General features: G+C 39.2%; 14 protein-coding genes and 1 pseudogene. 6 read left to right on the top strand and 9 right to left on the bottom strand.

Features of this window, described 5'->3' with window-relative positions:
- Positions 1 to 191: 191 nt before the first annotated feature.
- Positions 192 to 1166, top strand: a complete 975-nt coding sequence (locus tag I6E82_RS18160; protein ID WP_197118422.1) for a transposase — start codon at positions 192 to 194, stop codon at positions 1164 to 1166.
- Positions 1167 to 1380: 214 nt separating this feature from the next.
- On the opposite strand, the pseudogene I6E82_RS18165 reads toward I6E82_RS18160, so the two are convergent.
- The 6 genes and pseudogenes from I6E82_RS18165 to I6E82_RS18190 form a co-directional block, all read right to left on the bottom strand.
- Positions 1381 to 1518, bottom strand: a pseudogene (locus I6E82_RS18165) (transposase); the annotation flags it as partial.
- 310 nt (positions 1519 to 1828) lie between these two features.
- Positions 1829 to 2431 carry a thiamine biosynthesis protein ThiC gene (locus I6E82_RS18170; protein WP_197118423.1) on the bottom strand — a complete coding sequence of 201 codons (603 nt, stop codon included), beginning with the start codon at positions 2429 to 2431 and terminating at the stop codon, positions 1829 to 1831.
- Positions 2432 to 2784: 353 nt separating this feature from the next.
- Positions 2785 to 3486, bottom strand: coding sequence for a metal-dependent hydrolase (locus I6E82_RS18175; RefSeq protein ID WP_197118424.1), 702 nt, complete (start codon positions 3484 to 3486; stop codon positions 2785 to 2787).
- Positions 3487 to 3649: 163 nt separating this feature from the next.
- On the bottom strand, positions 3650 to 5278 hold the full coding sequence (locus I6E82_RS18180) for a sensor domain-containing diguanylate cyclase (RefSeq protein ID WP_197118425.1): 1629 nt from the start codon (positions 5276 to 5278) through the stop codon (positions 3650 to 3652).
- Positions 5265 to 5711 carry a hypothetical protein gene (locus tag I6E82_RS18185; protein WP_024593760.1) on the bottom strand — a complete coding sequence of 149 codons (447 nt, stop codon included), beginning with the start codon at positions 5709 to 5711 and terminating at the stop codon, positions 5265 to 5267. Before I6E82_RS18185 ends, I6E82_RS18180 begins: the two co-directional genes overlap by 14 nt.
- Before the next feature lie 2 nt (positions 5712 to 5713).
- Complete coding sequence (locus I6E82_RS18190; protein WP_197118426.1) at positions 5714 to 6976, bottom strand: hypothetical protein; 1263 nt, start codon at positions 6974 to 6976, stop codon at positions 5714 to 5716.
- Positions 6977 to 7433: 457 nt separating this feature from the next.
- Here I6E82_RS18190 and I6E82_RS18195 point away from each other — a divergent pair, with 457 nt between their 5' ends.
- From I6E82_RS18195 to I6E82_RS18210, 4 genes are read left to right on the top strand one after another with little or no spacing between them, the layout of a single operon-like run.
- The gene (locus I6E82_RS18195) at positions 7434 to 8150 is read left to right on the top strand and encodes an ABC transporter ATP-binding protein (protein ID WP_231616956.1); all 717 of its coding nucleotides are present in this window, start codon (positions 7434 to 7436) and stop codon (positions 8148 to 8150) included.
- Positions 8150 to 9598, top strand: coding sequence for an ABC transporter permease (locus I6E82_RS18200; RefSeq protein ID WP_197118428.1), 1449 nt, complete (start codon positions 8150 to 8152; stop codon positions 9596 to 9598). The genes I6E82_RS18195 and I6E82_RS18200 overlap by 1 nt, the downstream gene beginning before the upstream one ends.
- The gene (locus I6E82_RS18205; protein ID WP_197118429.1) at positions 9595 to 10917 is read left to right on the top strand and encodes a DUF3526 domain-containing protein; all 1323 of its coding nucleotides are present in this window, start codon (positions 9595 to 9597) and stop codon (positions 10915 to 10917) included. Before I6E82_RS18200 ends, I6E82_RS18205 begins: the two co-directional genes overlap by 4 nt.
- 15 nt (positions 10918 to 10932) lie before the next feature.
- A complete protein-coding gene (locus tag I6E82_RS18210; RefSeq protein WP_197118430.1) occupies positions 10933 to 13044 on the top strand; it encodes a TonB-dependent siderophore receptor in 2112 nt (703 codons plus the stop codon).
- A 96-nt stretch (positions 13045 to 13140) separates the two neighbouring features.
- On the opposite strand, the gene I6E82_RS18215 is transcribed toward I6E82_RS18210, so the two are convergent.
- Together I6E82_RS18215 and msrA are read right to left on the bottom strand one after the other, a co-directional pair.
- A complete protein-coding gene (locus tag I6E82_RS18215) occupies positions 13141 to 14055 on the bottom strand; it encodes a 2OG-Fe(II) oxygenase family protein (protein ID WP_197118431.1) in 915 nt (304 codons plus the stop codon).
- Between the two features lie 226 nt (positions 14056 to 14281).
- Positions 14282 to 14881: a peptide-methionine (S)-S-oxide reductase MsrA gene (msrA, locus tag I6E82_RS18220; RefSeq protein WP_169043665.1), complete on the bottom strand. Its 600-nt coding sequence runs from the start codon at positions 14879 to 14881 to the stop codon at positions 14282 to 14284.
- A gap of 287 nt (positions 14882 to 15168) precedes the next feature.
- Here msrA and I6E82_RS18225 point away from each other — a divergent pair, with 287 nt between their 5' ends.
- Entirely contained in the window at positions 15169 to 15363 is a 195-nt protein-coding gene (locus I6E82_RS18225) for a CPXCG motif-containing cysteine-rich protein (RefSeq protein WP_197118432.1), read from the top strand.
- A gap of 58 nt (positions 15364 to 15421) precedes the next feature.
- Here I6E82_RS18225 and I6E82_RS18230 read toward each other — a convergent pair whose 3' ends face one another.
- On the bottom strand, positions 15422 to 15622 hold the full coding sequence (locus tag I6E82_RS18230) for a hypothetical protein (RefSeq protein ID WP_007586727.1): 201 nt from the start codon (positions 15620 to 15622) through the stop codon (positions 15422 to 15424).
- Between the last annotated feature and the right edge of the window lie 100 nt (positions 15623 to 15722).

A 15722-nucleotide genomic window follows, 5' to 3' on the forward strand; every position in this document is an offset into this window, starting at 1 on the left:
TTTGCCAAATCAATTGATAATGTGCTAATTTTCATGACGGACGTTCCCTTTTAACTGAGTGAGTTCAATTACCAGTTTGGCGCATTGACGCCGTTTTGGGGAGCGTCCATCTCATCACCCATCCTAAATTTTGCTCTTTTGAAAATTTAGGACTACGTTTTAGTTAGTGCAAAAAATGAGCAGGGTGTCTTATGGCAATTGCAAGAAAGCGTCAAATAAGTTTGGTTGATACAAAATACTATCACTGTATTTCACGCTGTGTTCGTCGTGCATTTTTATGTGGAGAAGACCGTTTTACTGGTCAATCTTACGAGCATCGACGAGGGTGGGTTGAAGATAAGCTGCTTGAATTAGCAAAGGTATTTTGTATTGATGTGTGTGCTTATGCTGTTATGAGTAATCACACTCACTTAGTCCTGTATGTAGATGATAATCAAGCAAACAGACTGAATGATAAAGCGATTGTTATTCGCTGGCATAAACTGTGTAAAGGCACAGTGTTAACGCAGAAATATGTACAAGGTGAAAAGTTAAGTAAAGTTGAGCTCATCTTTTTCAACCAAACGGTTAAACAATACCGCGAACGCTTATCAAGTATCAGCTGGTTTATGCGGCTCTTAAATGAAGACATTGCGCGCAGAGCAAATAAAGAAGATAACTGCACTGGTAGGTTCTGGGAGGGCCGATTCAAATCGCAGGCATTACTAGATGAAGCAGCACTTGCGGCCTGTATGGCCTATGTTGATTTAAATCCCATTAGAGCAAAAATGGCTAACACACCAGAAGAGTCAGACCATACCAGTGTACAAAAGCGTTTAACATGCGCAGCAGAAGGTAAACAACCAAAACAGTTACTACGTTTTGCTGGTCTGCCTCGTCAGATTATGCCCAAAGGGCTGCCGTTTGAGCTTAAATCGTACCTTGAACTTGTTGAGCTAACAGGGCGAATAATACGAGAGGATAAGCGTGGGCATATTGATAATATGAACCTTCCTTTGTTAGAAAGGCTTAATATATCCCCAGAGAACTGGCTAAAACTGACTACGCAATTTACGCGCGTATTTCATGGTGCAGTAGGCAGACCCACTTCACAAGCAAGTTACTGTGAAAATTTAAAGCGTAAACGGCGATCAAATATTAGCAATTGCGAAAAGCTACTCGCATAAAACTTAAGCTACTCAGTAAAACTATTCAGTAATAAATCACAACTGCATTATGCTGTTATTTTCATGCGTGTAATTTAGCTTTAATAGGGCTAATTACTTATTTAACGGATGAAATAAAGTGACCCACTCATAAAAGATAAATTTTGAACTTGAAGAGCGAATTTTTTGGTATAGTTTTGTTTGTTCAATTAAAGTGGCTGTCTAGTTTAGTCGTGACCCACTTACTTACAGTTGATTTACCAACTCCCATAGCCTTAGCTGCATCTTCTTGCGTGTAGCCTTGGTCAACTACAAGCTGTGCGGTTTCTAATTTGATTGCCGCAGAATACGTTGCGCGTTTTAATTTCGTCATTTTTTCACCCAAATTTGTATGCTTATTAGCATAACATTTCTTTCTTAATGGGTGACCAAATTAACTATGCCACTACAGCAAGGGCGTACAACTGAGCAGAAAGCGAACCTTTCAAAGCAAATAGTAACCAAGCTGGTGGATTTGTTTCCTGATATACCGAATATAGCTATGAATATAAGCGACTTTGAAAAAGCTACTTATTGTAATAGGGCAATGCTCTAAACGTAAAACATCGGCGAATTAGCATTCTAATATACGCCGATGTTTATAACTTATTTAAGTAACTACCTTACTAAAAAGGCATTAAACCTTAATCTGCTTTACGGTTAAGACTAATTAAACATATTGCTAAAAGTAACGTTGCAATCATGCCTGAAGCACCAGCAACACCTGATGGCATAAATCCATCACGGCCAAAGATGATTAATATAGCATTGGCAAACATAGCAACCACACCTGCTAAGGCAGTAAGCCCTCCAATCGCTTTGCCACCTTTAGCGATAAAAGACAGGCCAAAAACAAGAGCTGCTAATCCCAATAATAATTTAGCTGCGTAGTAAATCATGAATGACAAATAAACCACGCCACCAATTAAAGGTTGTGCGCCTTCTACGGCACCCGCTACTTTTCCAAATGTAGAAAACAAAGTAAGGCCAATGCTTACCTGCACTATGTTAAGAATTGCGCTAAATGTTATAGCCGACCATCCTAGCTGAGAGTTTTGTGCTTGCACCATAGCAGAACCCGCAAAGGCAACAAGTAGAGTGAAAACCACGGCTTCTAGTCCCCATGCATACTGCCTTGAAAAACTAATTTCTGCACTGTAAAGGGCAGTAAAAACAGCCTGTGTTAACGCTAATACCAACAATAAAGATGCCGTAATTAGCATGGTGCGTTTATTCGTAAATTCCATTATGTACCTCTTATAATTTTATATTTAATGTTTTTAAAAGCTGTAATAGCTCTCATACTTGGGTAGAAGACAGGTAAAGCTATTTAATTATTTCACTCAAACCTACAAAAGTAATAATTAATAACAAATAGGCTCAAGCTACGGATTTTAATTAAAACTTAAATCGTCAAAGTCGCTTTGACTCAAGCCATTTATGCCTCTAAAAGCGCAGGGTCTCACACCCTCTTTGTGAATTAACTTTTAGATTACTAAGAGGGCATTTTACACGTATTCTAGCAATGGACATAAGTGACTTTGTAAAAGCCACTTATTGTAGTCAGGCAATGCTGTAAAAAGGCTTAAAACCTACTTTGTTAAGATAGAAATATAAAGTGAGACCAATCACTTAACGCTGTGATAGTTTGTTCTGTAGGGGGCGCAACATAGATTAAACCTGCAATGGCAATAATTGAAGCTAGCGTAATTAACTTATTATCAAAGTCAGCTATTTTTAAAGCGGTGCCAAAAGAGCGTTTAATTCTGACATTACTTAAATCTACACTGTAAATTTCATCCAGCAATAAATGAATTAATCCGCCTAATAAAATAAACCCACCCGTTAACCAGGCAAAGACAGCTGCTTGTGTGATTGATTGGTCATTCAGTTTCCATGTTACTTGAGTCGTTAATAACGCGCATAGCAGTATAAATAGTAAAGAGTGGCAACTACCTCTGTGTACTGTGATCCATTCAAAAATTGGTCTAATAATATATTTCATAAACCCGTACACCAATAATGGCACTACTATTAACTCAATAAAGCTAATTTCAATAATGAGCTCGGTGGTTATGTAATGCAGTACCAGTAATACAGCGCTGAGTGCAAATAAGTTAAAAATAGTATCGAGTGATGTTGAGTTATCTGAATCTATATCTGGTAATAAGCCGCCGATTGAGCCTAAAAACCATAACCAGAGTGCGCCCTTTAATTCAATATGTCCTGCAGATAATAAGGTGGCTGAGGCTAAGCCTGTGATGATTACGGCAGTATTAAGATGAGTATTGAAGTTTGCCATTGTATCTCTTGATAGGAAAATAGGGGGGCATTCTAACAATTGAAAAGTTTATTGTTCAATGTTCTTTAAAAATTGGGCTTAAATAACCTTGGCTCTGCTTATAAATCACTCTCTAGTAGCCATTTTTAGTGCTAACTGCGTTGAAAGAGCTCAATTAACCATCTTACTTTTTAAACTCGTCATAAAATGCAATTTGCCCTCGGCCTGTTTCTTTTACGTGGTAGAGCATTTTGTCACCATTGATCATTAATTCGAGTAGCTCTTCACCATCATTAGGGCCGACTGCAATACCAATGCTTGCACCCACGGTGCATGTTTTATTTTGTGAAATATAAATGTCTTGTTGTAGCTCATTTAGCAAAGCGATTGATTGATCACGCGTGGCTGCTTTGTTGTAGGTATTAACCTGCCTTGCAACTATAAACTCGTCACCGCCTAGGCGGATGCATATGTCGGTTTCTTGGTTAAAGTGCTTTTTAAATCGGTGTGCTATTTCAATAAGTACTTTATCACCGGCTTCGTGGCCGTAGGTGTCGTTAATGGGTTTAAACTTATCTAAATCAATCATCATTAGTACTAGGTGCTGATTGTGTTTAATGCACTCGCGCAGCGCTTTTTTAAGGCGTTTTTCACCGGCTCGGCGATTAAGTAGGTCAGTAAGTGGGTCGTGATCGGCTTCAAAGCGGGTTTGAAATTCGCGTTCGGCGCGCTCAGTTACATCATGTAAAATTACTTCAACTAAGTGTTCTTGTTGAACGCTTCGCTTTGTTTCACGTTGCTCTGTTAATCTAACAAATAAGCAGTGCAACCAAATGGTTTTATGGCCCACTTTGCACTCTATATCTAGAGTCGCTTGTGGTGGGTTTTTATCACAACGAATATCCGCAAGCAGGCTTTGTAATTCATCAACGTTATTTAACAGAGCAGGAAAGTGCAAGGTTGATAATTCTTCTTCGCCGGGTACGGTAAAGTAATGTTTAAACGCAGGGTTAAAGGTGGTGATAATATTTTTGTCATCTAATAAACAAATACCGGCGCTGGCTTGTTCAAAAATAAGTCTAAATTTAGCTTCTAGTTCTTGAGTTTTTTTACGAAGAGATTGCTCATTACTAATGGTTAGCTTTAACTCATGCATTAAGGCGTTTATACCTTGTGTTAGCCTGCTTATTTCGTCTCGCTTACCCTGCTTAAACTCTAGCATTGTCATGGTTTCGGGATTGGTAGGATCAATTGTTGCAAAGCTATTTGTTAAATTTTGAATAGGCTGAGTAAGCCATTTGCGTACTACTAGTGACACAAAAAAAGCGATGACGATTGATTGAATCAGCATTAAAATAAATTCTTTTATAAGTGATGACTGTGCTTGTTGTTCAATAAAGTTATCGTCGGGGTATATGGCCAGTACACCTATAAAAGTGTCTTCTATAAAGGGGTGAACTAATTTAATTAAAACAGCTTCTTTTTTCTTGTTAGTAGAGCCACTTGCAATAAATAAATCCATTTCTCCTTTTGGGTTTACTTCTCCTTCTAAGCTTGCACCTTGCACTAAGTCGTTACTTAGCAAGCCATTAATAATTTCTTGGCTTAATTCACGATCGTTTAGGTAGGCTGCTATGGCGGCTGTTTTTCCCATTGTTTGTGCTAACTGCTGCACGAGTAGGTAATTGGTGTTTTTCTTTTCTTTAAGACTCGAGTAATAAGAAAGTGTTGACGATACTAATGTGACTACAATGGCGACAATTGCGATTGATAGAGCAACGCGTACGTAGAGTGCTTGGCTAATTTTTATCAAATGTGTATACCACTTTTACTGCGTCTGTAACTTGCGATTGAGGAATATAACCAATTGCAAATTGTGATGCAGCTATTTTGTTTAATGCATCTTCAACGGATGTTGACGGTGATGGGGGCTTTGCGCGCCCTGAAAATAATAACCTTGCCCAATAAGCATTAATTTTTTGCTCATTTTTATTGACCAGTTGCAGGTAAAAATCATTTTTTAATGTTGATTGCGCCGGTAAATCAAGTGGCTTAGAGGTTTCACCATCAGGAAACGTTAAATAGCGACCCATATAAATATCAATAACTTCGCGTTTAGATAAAGCATTAATTGTATTGTTTTTATTTACCACTACTACAAATTCTGTAGATTTTGCATTAACACTAACAAGGAGCAGGCATAGCGGCAGCAACACATAAAGGAGTGAGTTACGATAGCTCATCATTGTTAAAACACCATACTAGCGTTCAAACTTAGCATATGTACTTTGTGGCCTTTGTCTACATCGGCAGGATTACTAAGACTCCATAAACCCGCGCCTTCGGGCTTTATATCAAAGCGGTCTAGTTGAGCTTTTAGCGCTAATCGCTCCGACAGTTGCCATTTTACACCTATATTAATTGAATGCTGATGAACATAAGGCACCTTAATAGCAGCTTGTGTTGCAAGTGCTAGCTGTTGTATTGGCTCTGAAATTTGATCGGGTATGCCTGGTGAAAAAACAGGTTCGTTTACTTGTATAACATCGTGACGATTTTTTGCTGCTGAAAAGCTCGTGTAAAATATTGCATTGTTTACCCTATAACCAGCGCTAATATAAGTATTGAGTACTGATGGAGCTATTATCCAATCGGATTCCGAAATACCTACTTCAGATTGAATAAGCCAATTATTATGATCGTAGGTTAGTCCAAACGCCGCGTATTCTATACTGTGGCCTTTGGTATTAAATTTGTTAGATATCGTTTGTGCTTGTGGCCATATACTTTGTGGTACTGCGTCTAGTAAGGCTAAAAACTCATCCAATGAGGTTAACTTATAGCCTCCAAAATCTGATTTAGATAAAGAGAAACGTGCGGTCCATGCATCTAGAGAATAGGTGGCACTAAAGGTGGTTAAATTATCAAAATCAATAAAAAAGTCATCATTATAGGCTTTTAACTTTGCTGTAGAGCTTCCATATGCGAGCTTTAAACGTAAAAAACCTTCATCAATGGCTTTACTGTATTCAATATCCACACCGTCGTAATTTCCTGCAATGTTTGCAAAAGAGTAGTATTCATGAGGAGGGCGGATCCACAAATAGGCGTATCCTACATAAGGATATTCGGAGAGTAAGTAAAGGTCGCTGTTTAGCCTGCCAGCACGAATAGCCCAGTGGCGCGAGGGGCGATAACGAATAAAAGCGAGTTCTAAAAAGTTATCAAGACTTTTGAAGCTATGATCTTGTACTACTACTTGAACCACAGAGTCCCAATTTTTTGAGAGTGAGATATTAGCTTGCCCACCTAAAATTGAATCACGCGTTGCTGAAAAGCCTGTATCGTTTTCGTTTAAATAATTAGATGCAAAGGCGATATCTGAATCGTCAGTGTAACTGAGTGTTAAGGATGCAAAACCACTAAATTGCACGTCTACTTCATTTGCATCGCTTTTATTAGCAGCAGAAATTACCAATATAGCTATGGCAATTGTACCTCGGAACAACATGTTAGCGCTTATTTTTATGATATGGATAATAAAAAGATAGCACATTTTTTAAAATTACCAACTTACTCAACATAAGATTTTACCAAAGGCGTTAGCATGGCAAAGCTAAAAAAATTACACTCTTTATACTTGGTTTTTAATTTACGTTAAATCGCAAATAAATACACATAACACCATCCTAAATTCCTCATAAAAGGGGTTATTAAAGTTGCTTTAATTTTTACCTCCTAAAGTAATAATTTATTAACTAAGTAACCATAATTATCTTATTTGTTAACTATTGGGATGTTATATTGTTGCAATTGTCATTTGATATAGTATAACATTCACGCCATATAATTTCCCTAAATAGAGTTTGAGTGTGACAGCACCTACCGCGATTAATAAAACACCAACAATTGCCCCTAAAACTTTTGATAAACAACTTAGCAATGCAGACGCCATCCTGAGTGATGCGATGATTGAAGTGAGTTCTTTAAATTTTAGTATTAAAAATAACGCTATTTTAAAAAACTTAAGCTTTAGTGTGGCTGCTGGTGAGGTTTATGCGCTACTTGGTGGTAATGGTGCGGGTAAATCAACCACGTTAAAAACGTTACTTGGGTTTAATAAACCAACCAAAGGCTCTGTAAAAGTAGCGGGTAAAGAGGTGAGTAAAGCGCTTGATTTTGTGCGAGGTAAAACAGCGTATTTGCCAGAGTCGGCTACGTTATATCCGCATTTAACTGCTCGTGAAAATGTTGAATATTTTTTATCACTCGCTGATATTACAAAATCGGTTGAGCAAATTAACGCGGCTTTTAATCGTGTTGCACTGCAACACGATGCGTGGGACCGCCACATGCAAACTTATTCAAAAGGCATGAGGCAAAAAACAGCAATTGCACTTGCGATACTGCGTGAAGCACCCATTTTTTTACTTGATGAGCCAACCTCTGGTCTTGATCCTGTTGCTATTGATGAATTTAATCAACTTGTACGTGAGCTTGCATTAACTGGTGCGACTATTTTAATGGTTACCCACGATGTATACGGTGCCTGCCAAGTCGCTAATCGAATTGGTTTACTTAAAAACGGTGAGCTGGTGGGAGAGTTTGATGCGCCACAAAGTGGGCGTATTGATACCGAGCAAGTACACGCTGCGTTTGGGCATCACGCTAAAAGAGGTGCTTAATGAGTATAAATAACTTTTCAAAGGTGGTGATTGTTGCCAAAGATGAGTGGCGTTATTGGCTTCGCTCAAAACTAGCAATGACCGTGCTTGCTATAGGTTTGGTGCTCACGCTTGCTTCGGTCATTGTAACGGCTATAACTATGATGGAGCTAAGCCATACTCGCCATGAGTTACAAACAACAAGCGATAAAAGCTTTGTTGATCAACCCGACCGCCATCCACACAGAATGGTGCATTACGGGCATTATGCGTTTAGAACGCCTTCGCCACTTAGCACGCTAGACCCTGGTATTGACGCTTACACAGGCAACTCTATATTTTTAGAAGGGCACAGACAAAACAGCGCAATGTTTGCAGATAGTCGCCAAGGGACTGCATTAACTAAATTAGGCAGTTTAACGCCTGCATTTATTGTGCAAACACTCGCACCTTTATTATTAATATTAATTGGCTACAGCGGTATTAGCCGAGAGCGCGAATCGCAAACGCTTTCGTATTTGTTATCGCAAGGTACATCGGGTGTAACGCTAATTGCAGGCAAAGGATTGGCGCTACTTTCTGTTGTGGGCTTAATTTTAACTCCACTTACGGTATCGGCTTTATTTACGGTTGCTGCGGGCGAAAGCTTACTGGCAGTTGTAAGTTTTGTTGTTGGCTACGCTTTATATTTAACTGTGTGGGTATTACTGATTTTACTGGCATCGAGCGTGTTTAGTAAAAACAGTGGTAGCTTTACCGCACTTGCCTTTGTGTGGATTTTACTGTGTATTGTTATGCCACGCGTAGCAAGTACCAGTGCCTCAACGGCTGTGCCATCTGCCGGTAAAATAGAAACAGACTTTGCTGTAAAAGCACAACTTAGAAAATTAGGCGACGGCCATAACGCAAACGATCCTGCCTTTATGCAATTTAAACAATCACTTCTTAAAAAGTACAACGTTAAAAGTATATATGAGCTACCCGTTAATTTTAGAGGATTAGTAGCCAGCGAATCTGAAGCAAAATTGACTAACGTACTAAACAAATTTGCCCAGCAACGTATGCAAGCTGAGCTTAAACAAACGAAGGTATCTCGTTATTTTGGTTGGGTTTCACCTATGGTGGCTATTCGGTCGTTATCGATGATAGTGGTAGGAACGAGTATTGAAACTCATCACCGCTTTTTACGTGAAACCGAACAGCTTCGTTTTGACTTTGTGCAAGGGCTTAACAAAGTTCATGTAGAAAAGCTTAGCTACCAAGACGATATGAACCGTAATGCCAGTACCGAAGCGACTAAGCAAGCTCGTGTAAGTGCACAAAATTGGCAAGTACTACAAAACTTTACTTTTAATGTAGATAACGCACAAGTGAGAGCGCAGCGAAGTATTCCTGCATTTTTACAGTTATTTATTTGGATTGCAGTGCTGTTAGGCGGTATTAAATTTGTAGGGAAGCGTTTGTTATGAGTTATGTATTTTCACAGCTAATTCGTGAATGGCGTTTTTTACTTCGCCAAAAATATTTAGTGATATTACTGGCATGTACATTTGCTGTATCGGGGTTTGCAGTTTTTAGCGGCCTTAGTGAAGTAAGCCTGCAACAACATACTATTGAGCGTTTAAAAACAGCTGACTTAATTGAATTAGCTAACGTACAAAATAAATACAGTGATGCTGGTTCGCTTGCCTATTACAGCTTTCATTTAACGTATTCAGCACCTTCAAATTTAGCGTTTGCTGCTTTAGGCGAGCGCGATATTTATCCTTGGAAACATCGGCTGAACTTACTTGCCCTAGAGGGACAAATTTACGAGAGCGATTCACAAAACGCAGAGCTAGCGCAGGCAGGTAAAATTGATTTTGTATTTGTAATTAGTGCATTAGCACCGCTGATAGTTATTTTACTATTTCATGATTTATTTGCTAATGAGCGAACAAGCGCCAGGCATGACTTATTAGTGACTACGGCTAAGTCGTACTTTGCATTATGGGGGGCACGTATAGCTGTAAGGTTAATAGCAGTAATAGTGTGTTTAATGTTGCCATTTTATGTAGGTACATTGCTTAGTCATTCGGCCCTTGCTGATGTGGGGTTTGTTACTTTTATATGTGTAATTTACATTGCGTTTTGGACTTTGCTTAGTGTGTGGTGGGGAAAAAATGCCAACAGTGCGCCGCGTGTTGCTTCAACATTAATCGGTTTTTGGGTGTTAGTTGCCTTTATTATTCCTATTTTAGGCGATTTAGTTATAAACAAAACGGTTCACTCACCAAAGGGCGGCGACATTGTGCTTACTCAAAGAGAGGCCGTTAACGATGCATGGGACTTACCAAAGAAAACCACAATGGATGCTTTTGTTACATCAAATCCACAGTGGAAAGATCACGTTGATATGCAAAGCGAGTTTGAGTGGAAATGGTATTACGCATTTCAGCAAGTTGGAGACGAAAAAGCAGGTGAACTTTCACATGCGTATCGTGATGCAGCGCATACAAAGTATCAATTAGCGGGAATTGTATCGTGGTTTTCACCACCACTATTGCTACAACGCAGTTTTACCCGATTGGCGAGCACTGATGCTTTAGCTGCATTTAGATACGAATACCGTATGCGAGGATTTCATAAAAGTTTAAGGGAGTTTTACTACCCTTGGCTCTTTATAAAGGGTAACCCACCAAAAGCGGCGCTTAAGAATATGCCTAGCTTTAAAAAAACAATGCTTAATGAAATGGATGAGCCTGAAGTTACAGGCGTTAAGCTAAAAGAAAATTTATCAGTTAACTAATTAACAAGGTTTATAATGAATACCAATAATAAAGGGCTAAAGCTAACCTATTTAAGCGCATGCTTAGTCAGTTTATTTAGCAGCCATGCTATGGCAGTTGAGCAAAACCAAAAAGATGACAACGCAAATAATAGCCCTATAGAAAGATTGGCTGTAATCGGCTCGCGCCAAGCGTATCAAGGTAAATTTAGTGCGTTAGAAACACCGCAATCAGAACTGACAATAGATTTAGAAGCCCTTGAAAACGCAGGTGCGATAGATTTAAACCAAGCACTTGATTTATCGGCATCGGTAGCGCGTCAAAATAACTTTGGTGGGCTTTGGAATAGCTTTGCACTACGTGGTTTTGTAGGCGATGAAAACTTACCAAGTAATTACCTTGTAAATGGGTTTAATGCCGGGCGTGGTTTTGGTGGCTCGCGTGATTTGTCGGGTATTGAGTCGGTTGAGGTTTTAAAAGGCCCACGCGCGGCTTTATTTGGCCGTGGAGAGCCTGGTGGTACAGTAAATTTAGTTACCAAACGCCCAACGTTTGATACAAGTGGCGAGCTCAAGCTAAGCGTAGGCAGTTTTGATACCTACCGTGCTGATGTAGATTACACAACGCCCCTTAACGACGATGTAGCAATTAGACTGGTTGGTTTTTATGAAGACGCGAAAAGCTTTCGCGATACGATAGAAACAACTAAACAAGGCTTTAGCCCATCAATAACGTGGAATATTAATGATAATAGCCAGCTAATATATGAGCTTGAATACAGCGACCAAGAGGTCCCTTTTGATAGAGGCGTATTAGCCATAGATGGCGAACTTGGTTTAATACCACAGAGCCGCTTTTTAGGTGAGCCAGGTGATGGCCCAATAGAGGCTGACGTACTTGGCCATCAATTAGAGTTTATTCATGACTTTAATGATAATTGGAGCGTATTGCTGGGCGCTAACTACCGTGATACCTCGCTTGAAGGGTTTGCTACCGAAACTGGTTTTGATGGCGTGATTGATGGCGAAGTAAATCGCTTTAGGCGCTACCGTGATTACAATGCAAAATATCAGGTATTTAGAGCCGAAGTGACAGGTAATTTAGAGGTTGCAGGGTTGGATCACCGTTTAATAATTGGGGTTGATTCTGATAAGTTCGAAAATGATCAATTTGTTCTTCGTGTACGTGGCGATCAGTATATAAATGTTTTTAATCCTGTATATGGAGCGTATGAGTTACCTACGCCAACGGCCAATACCGATAAGTTAGAAGTGCAAGAGTCGTTAGGTGTATTTATACAAGACCAAATAAGCCTAACCGATAAGCTTGATGTACGTATTGGTATACGTTTTGATGACTACCAACAAACACTCAATAATCGTTTAGCTGATACACAATCAAAACAAAATGAGTCACGTGTTAGCCCCCAGTTAGGTGTTGTGTATGAGGCGAGCGAGTTTGTATCTTTTTATGCCGCTTATGGCGAAAACTTTAGGCCTTTATCAGGCACTGATACAAATGGCGATGGGTTTGAACCAAATCAATCTACTTCAACAGAGTTAGGGGTTAAATTTACTTTAAACGATGGCGCTTTATTTGGCACTATCGCGATGTTTAAAGTAGAGCAAGACAACATGCTGGTGGTTGACGATCCCACTGCATTTACTTTTGCTGCAATAGGCGAAGCACAAAGCAAAGGCATAGAGATTGATATAAACGGTGAGCTAACGGATGATGTAAGCCTATGGTTATCGTATGCGTATGTTGATGCAACTATTGAAAACTCATTTTTTGATGCTAACTTTGGCTATACCGTTGAAGCGGGTAGTTCTTTATTAAATATTCCTAAACATCAACTTAGTTTACAGCTTGTTAAATCAGCCGAGTTATATGGCAAAGCAATTAAATTTGGCGCAGGTTTAGTTTATGTAGACTCACGAAACGGCTTTTTTGGTACCGATTTTGAGTTACCAAGCTATACAACAGCGCGTACGTTTATAGATATTGATGTAACTAAGGCAATTGGCTTGCGTGCAGAGGTAGATAACCTGTTTGATGAAACTTATTACACTAACTCATTTGCTGATGCCTGGGTTCAACCGGGCACACCCAGAAGTGTAAGGCTATCTGCAACGTATAAGTTTTAAACGTAAACTAAAACGATACTAACGAAAAGGCTGCTTAAATTAAGCAGCCTTTTTGCTTAGTTAAAAGCTTAGTTAAAAACTTAGTTAATAACTCGATTAAAATGGTGCATAGCCGTCGTTCGTCTTTTTAGGGTTAATCCAGCGCTGTTTAGCATTAATAGGAATGCGTGGTGCACCTTGTGCTGGTAATCGCCCACGTTCTCCATACAACCACAAAACAAAATTAGTTCGCTCACCACTGGTAATAGGCTTTGCTGCGTGTGCAATATTGCCACGATGTAACATGGCAGTGCCGGGCTTAAACGTAAGTGATTTAATGTCGCCTGTGTACGGGTGATAAAAGTCAACTTCTGACCCTGTAAACTCTTCACCTGGTAAGTTTAAGTTAATATTAAGCGTTACGGCCGATGCATCGGTATGTGGGCGAATTGACGAATCTGTGTTTGGCTCATAATAAATAGAAAAACCAAACGTTTGTGTATCAAACCCCGTAACCTCAGGGAACAGCATACGCGAAATAGGGCGCATATAAGTGTTTAGTATTTCGTTATAAAACGCTTGAAAGCTTGGCGCTGCTAAATAACCTTCTGATCGGCTATCAAGCATGGCACCACGGCGATTTAACACTATGCCATATGGTGGGCGCATAGGAATTTGCGAATTCCATACTTGTTCTAAATACCCGCGTATTACGGCAAGGCGCTCTGGATCAAAAAATGGAAATTGAAATACATCAGGCGCAACTTCGTGTAATAACGCTTTTACGGCCAGCTCTTTTGATGGATCTTCCCATGCTTGCTTTACTGCTTCGCGTAGGTTTTTATCAAGTAGTGTATCGTCAAGCGTAAACGTTGAGCCATCTATTGATGTTGTTTCCCATTCGCTCCAGGCGTTTGTAATTAGGTCGGTGTTACTATTCCAAAAGTGTTGTACTGCTGGTTCACGGTAAAGCATGGCTTGGCGTGTAGGTAACTCTAGAGCACGCGCTAGCTGTAATTGATTGGCAAACATTTTGTGTAACTCCAGTTGTTGAATTTGGTTTATATCAATCTAGGAGTGCAATTTATTGCATTTGATTTAGTAGATAAACAGCCTGCTTTAGGAAACAGAATATACTATTTATTGATAATGAAGGTTTGTATACTTTTTGAAGCAGAGAAAGCTAGCTTTGTAGATATATAAAAGGCTGCACAATACGCAGCCTTTTGTTGGTGTAATTTAAGTTGCTTAATAAATACTAGTGGGTTGCTCTGTCGCCCCAAATATCTTCTAGGCGGCTATCGCGACCACAACGCCAACGATAAGTGTTGTATCGGATTGGGTTGTTTTTGTAATAATCTTGGTGAAAGCTTTCCCTCCCTTTAATAGGGTAAAAGGTACTTGCGTTTAGTATAGGTGTAACCACAGTTTGATTAGGAAACTCGGCTACAACAGCTGCTTTTGTTTTTTCAGCTAATTTACGTTGTTCGTCGTTTTCAACAAATATAGCGCTTAAGTAACTAGGGCCTTTATCGCAAAACTGGCCTTTGGCATCAAAAGGATCAATATTTACCCAGTAATGATCAAGTATACCTTGATAGCTTACTATGGCTGGGTCGTAAGTAATTTCTACCGCCTCGTAATGGCCTTTATGATTACCATTGTATGTCGGGTTTTTAAGTTTGCCGCCAGTAAAGCCCGATATTACATCGGTTACGCCTTCTAGCTTTTCAAAGTCACTTTCCATACACCAAAAACAACCTCCAGCTAAAACGGCTTTTTCGGTTTTAGCTGCATGAGTAAATGTGCTAAACAATATTGCGGCAGATGTTAATGCGAGTGCGAGTGATTTTTTCATAAAATTATCCACCTGAAGTGTGAGTTTAAATACTTATGAAGTTAGACCCGCTAAATGCTAATACTATTTCATTGTAGAGGCATAGTTTTAGCTGGCTAACTTATATATGGTGCAAACCAATGTGCTTAAGATGTTTTATAAACGTAAAGCTGGTATTTAGATCACTTTTTAGTTAGTAGCATTGTTTAATTAGTTTAGCCAAATAAGCGTTATTTAATGGGGTATTGAATTATGCTGGCTTGTTCATTAAAGTGACAACATTCGAGATATAAATTAGCAGGTGATAAATGAACCAGTTAACTGAAAAATCAATAAACTGCCCTTATTGTGGAGAAAGTATAGAAGTATTACTTGATGCAGCAGATATTGATGAGCAATACATAGAAGACTGCCAAGTATGCTGTAAGCCTATTTCGTTTGTAGTATTTGAAGATGAGGACGAGTTAAACGTTAATGTTTACAGTGAAGACGAAGCATTTTAACTCGTTAATTAGATATTAGGCTGCAAAATTGCAGCCTTTTTATTGTGTATGTGTTTGGTTAGCTATTTTGCTCACGCGCTAATTGGTTAGGAAGAAGTTCTTCTACTATTTCGCGTGCTGGAAGTGTATAGCGTGTGCCGTCAAACATTACTGAGGTAAACTCGTTAATATTAGTAATGCCTGTTAAGGTCCAGCCTTCGCCGCGCTTTGGGCAATATACTGTGGTAGTGGGTTGTATTACTTGAAAATCGTCACTCATTACGTTCTCTTACTCTTTTTGCTTTAAAGATAATGCTTGTTAATGGGGTATGGTAAGTTAATAATGCCTGCCCATAAAGAGCTAATTTAACTAACCACTT

The organism is Pseudoalteromonas sp. NZS11 (genome assembly GCF_015864765.1).
In the GTDB taxonomy this organism is placed as follows: Bacteria; Pseudomonadota; Gammaproteobacteria; order Enterobacterales; family Alteromonadaceae; genus Pseudoalteromonas; species Pseudoalteromonas arctica.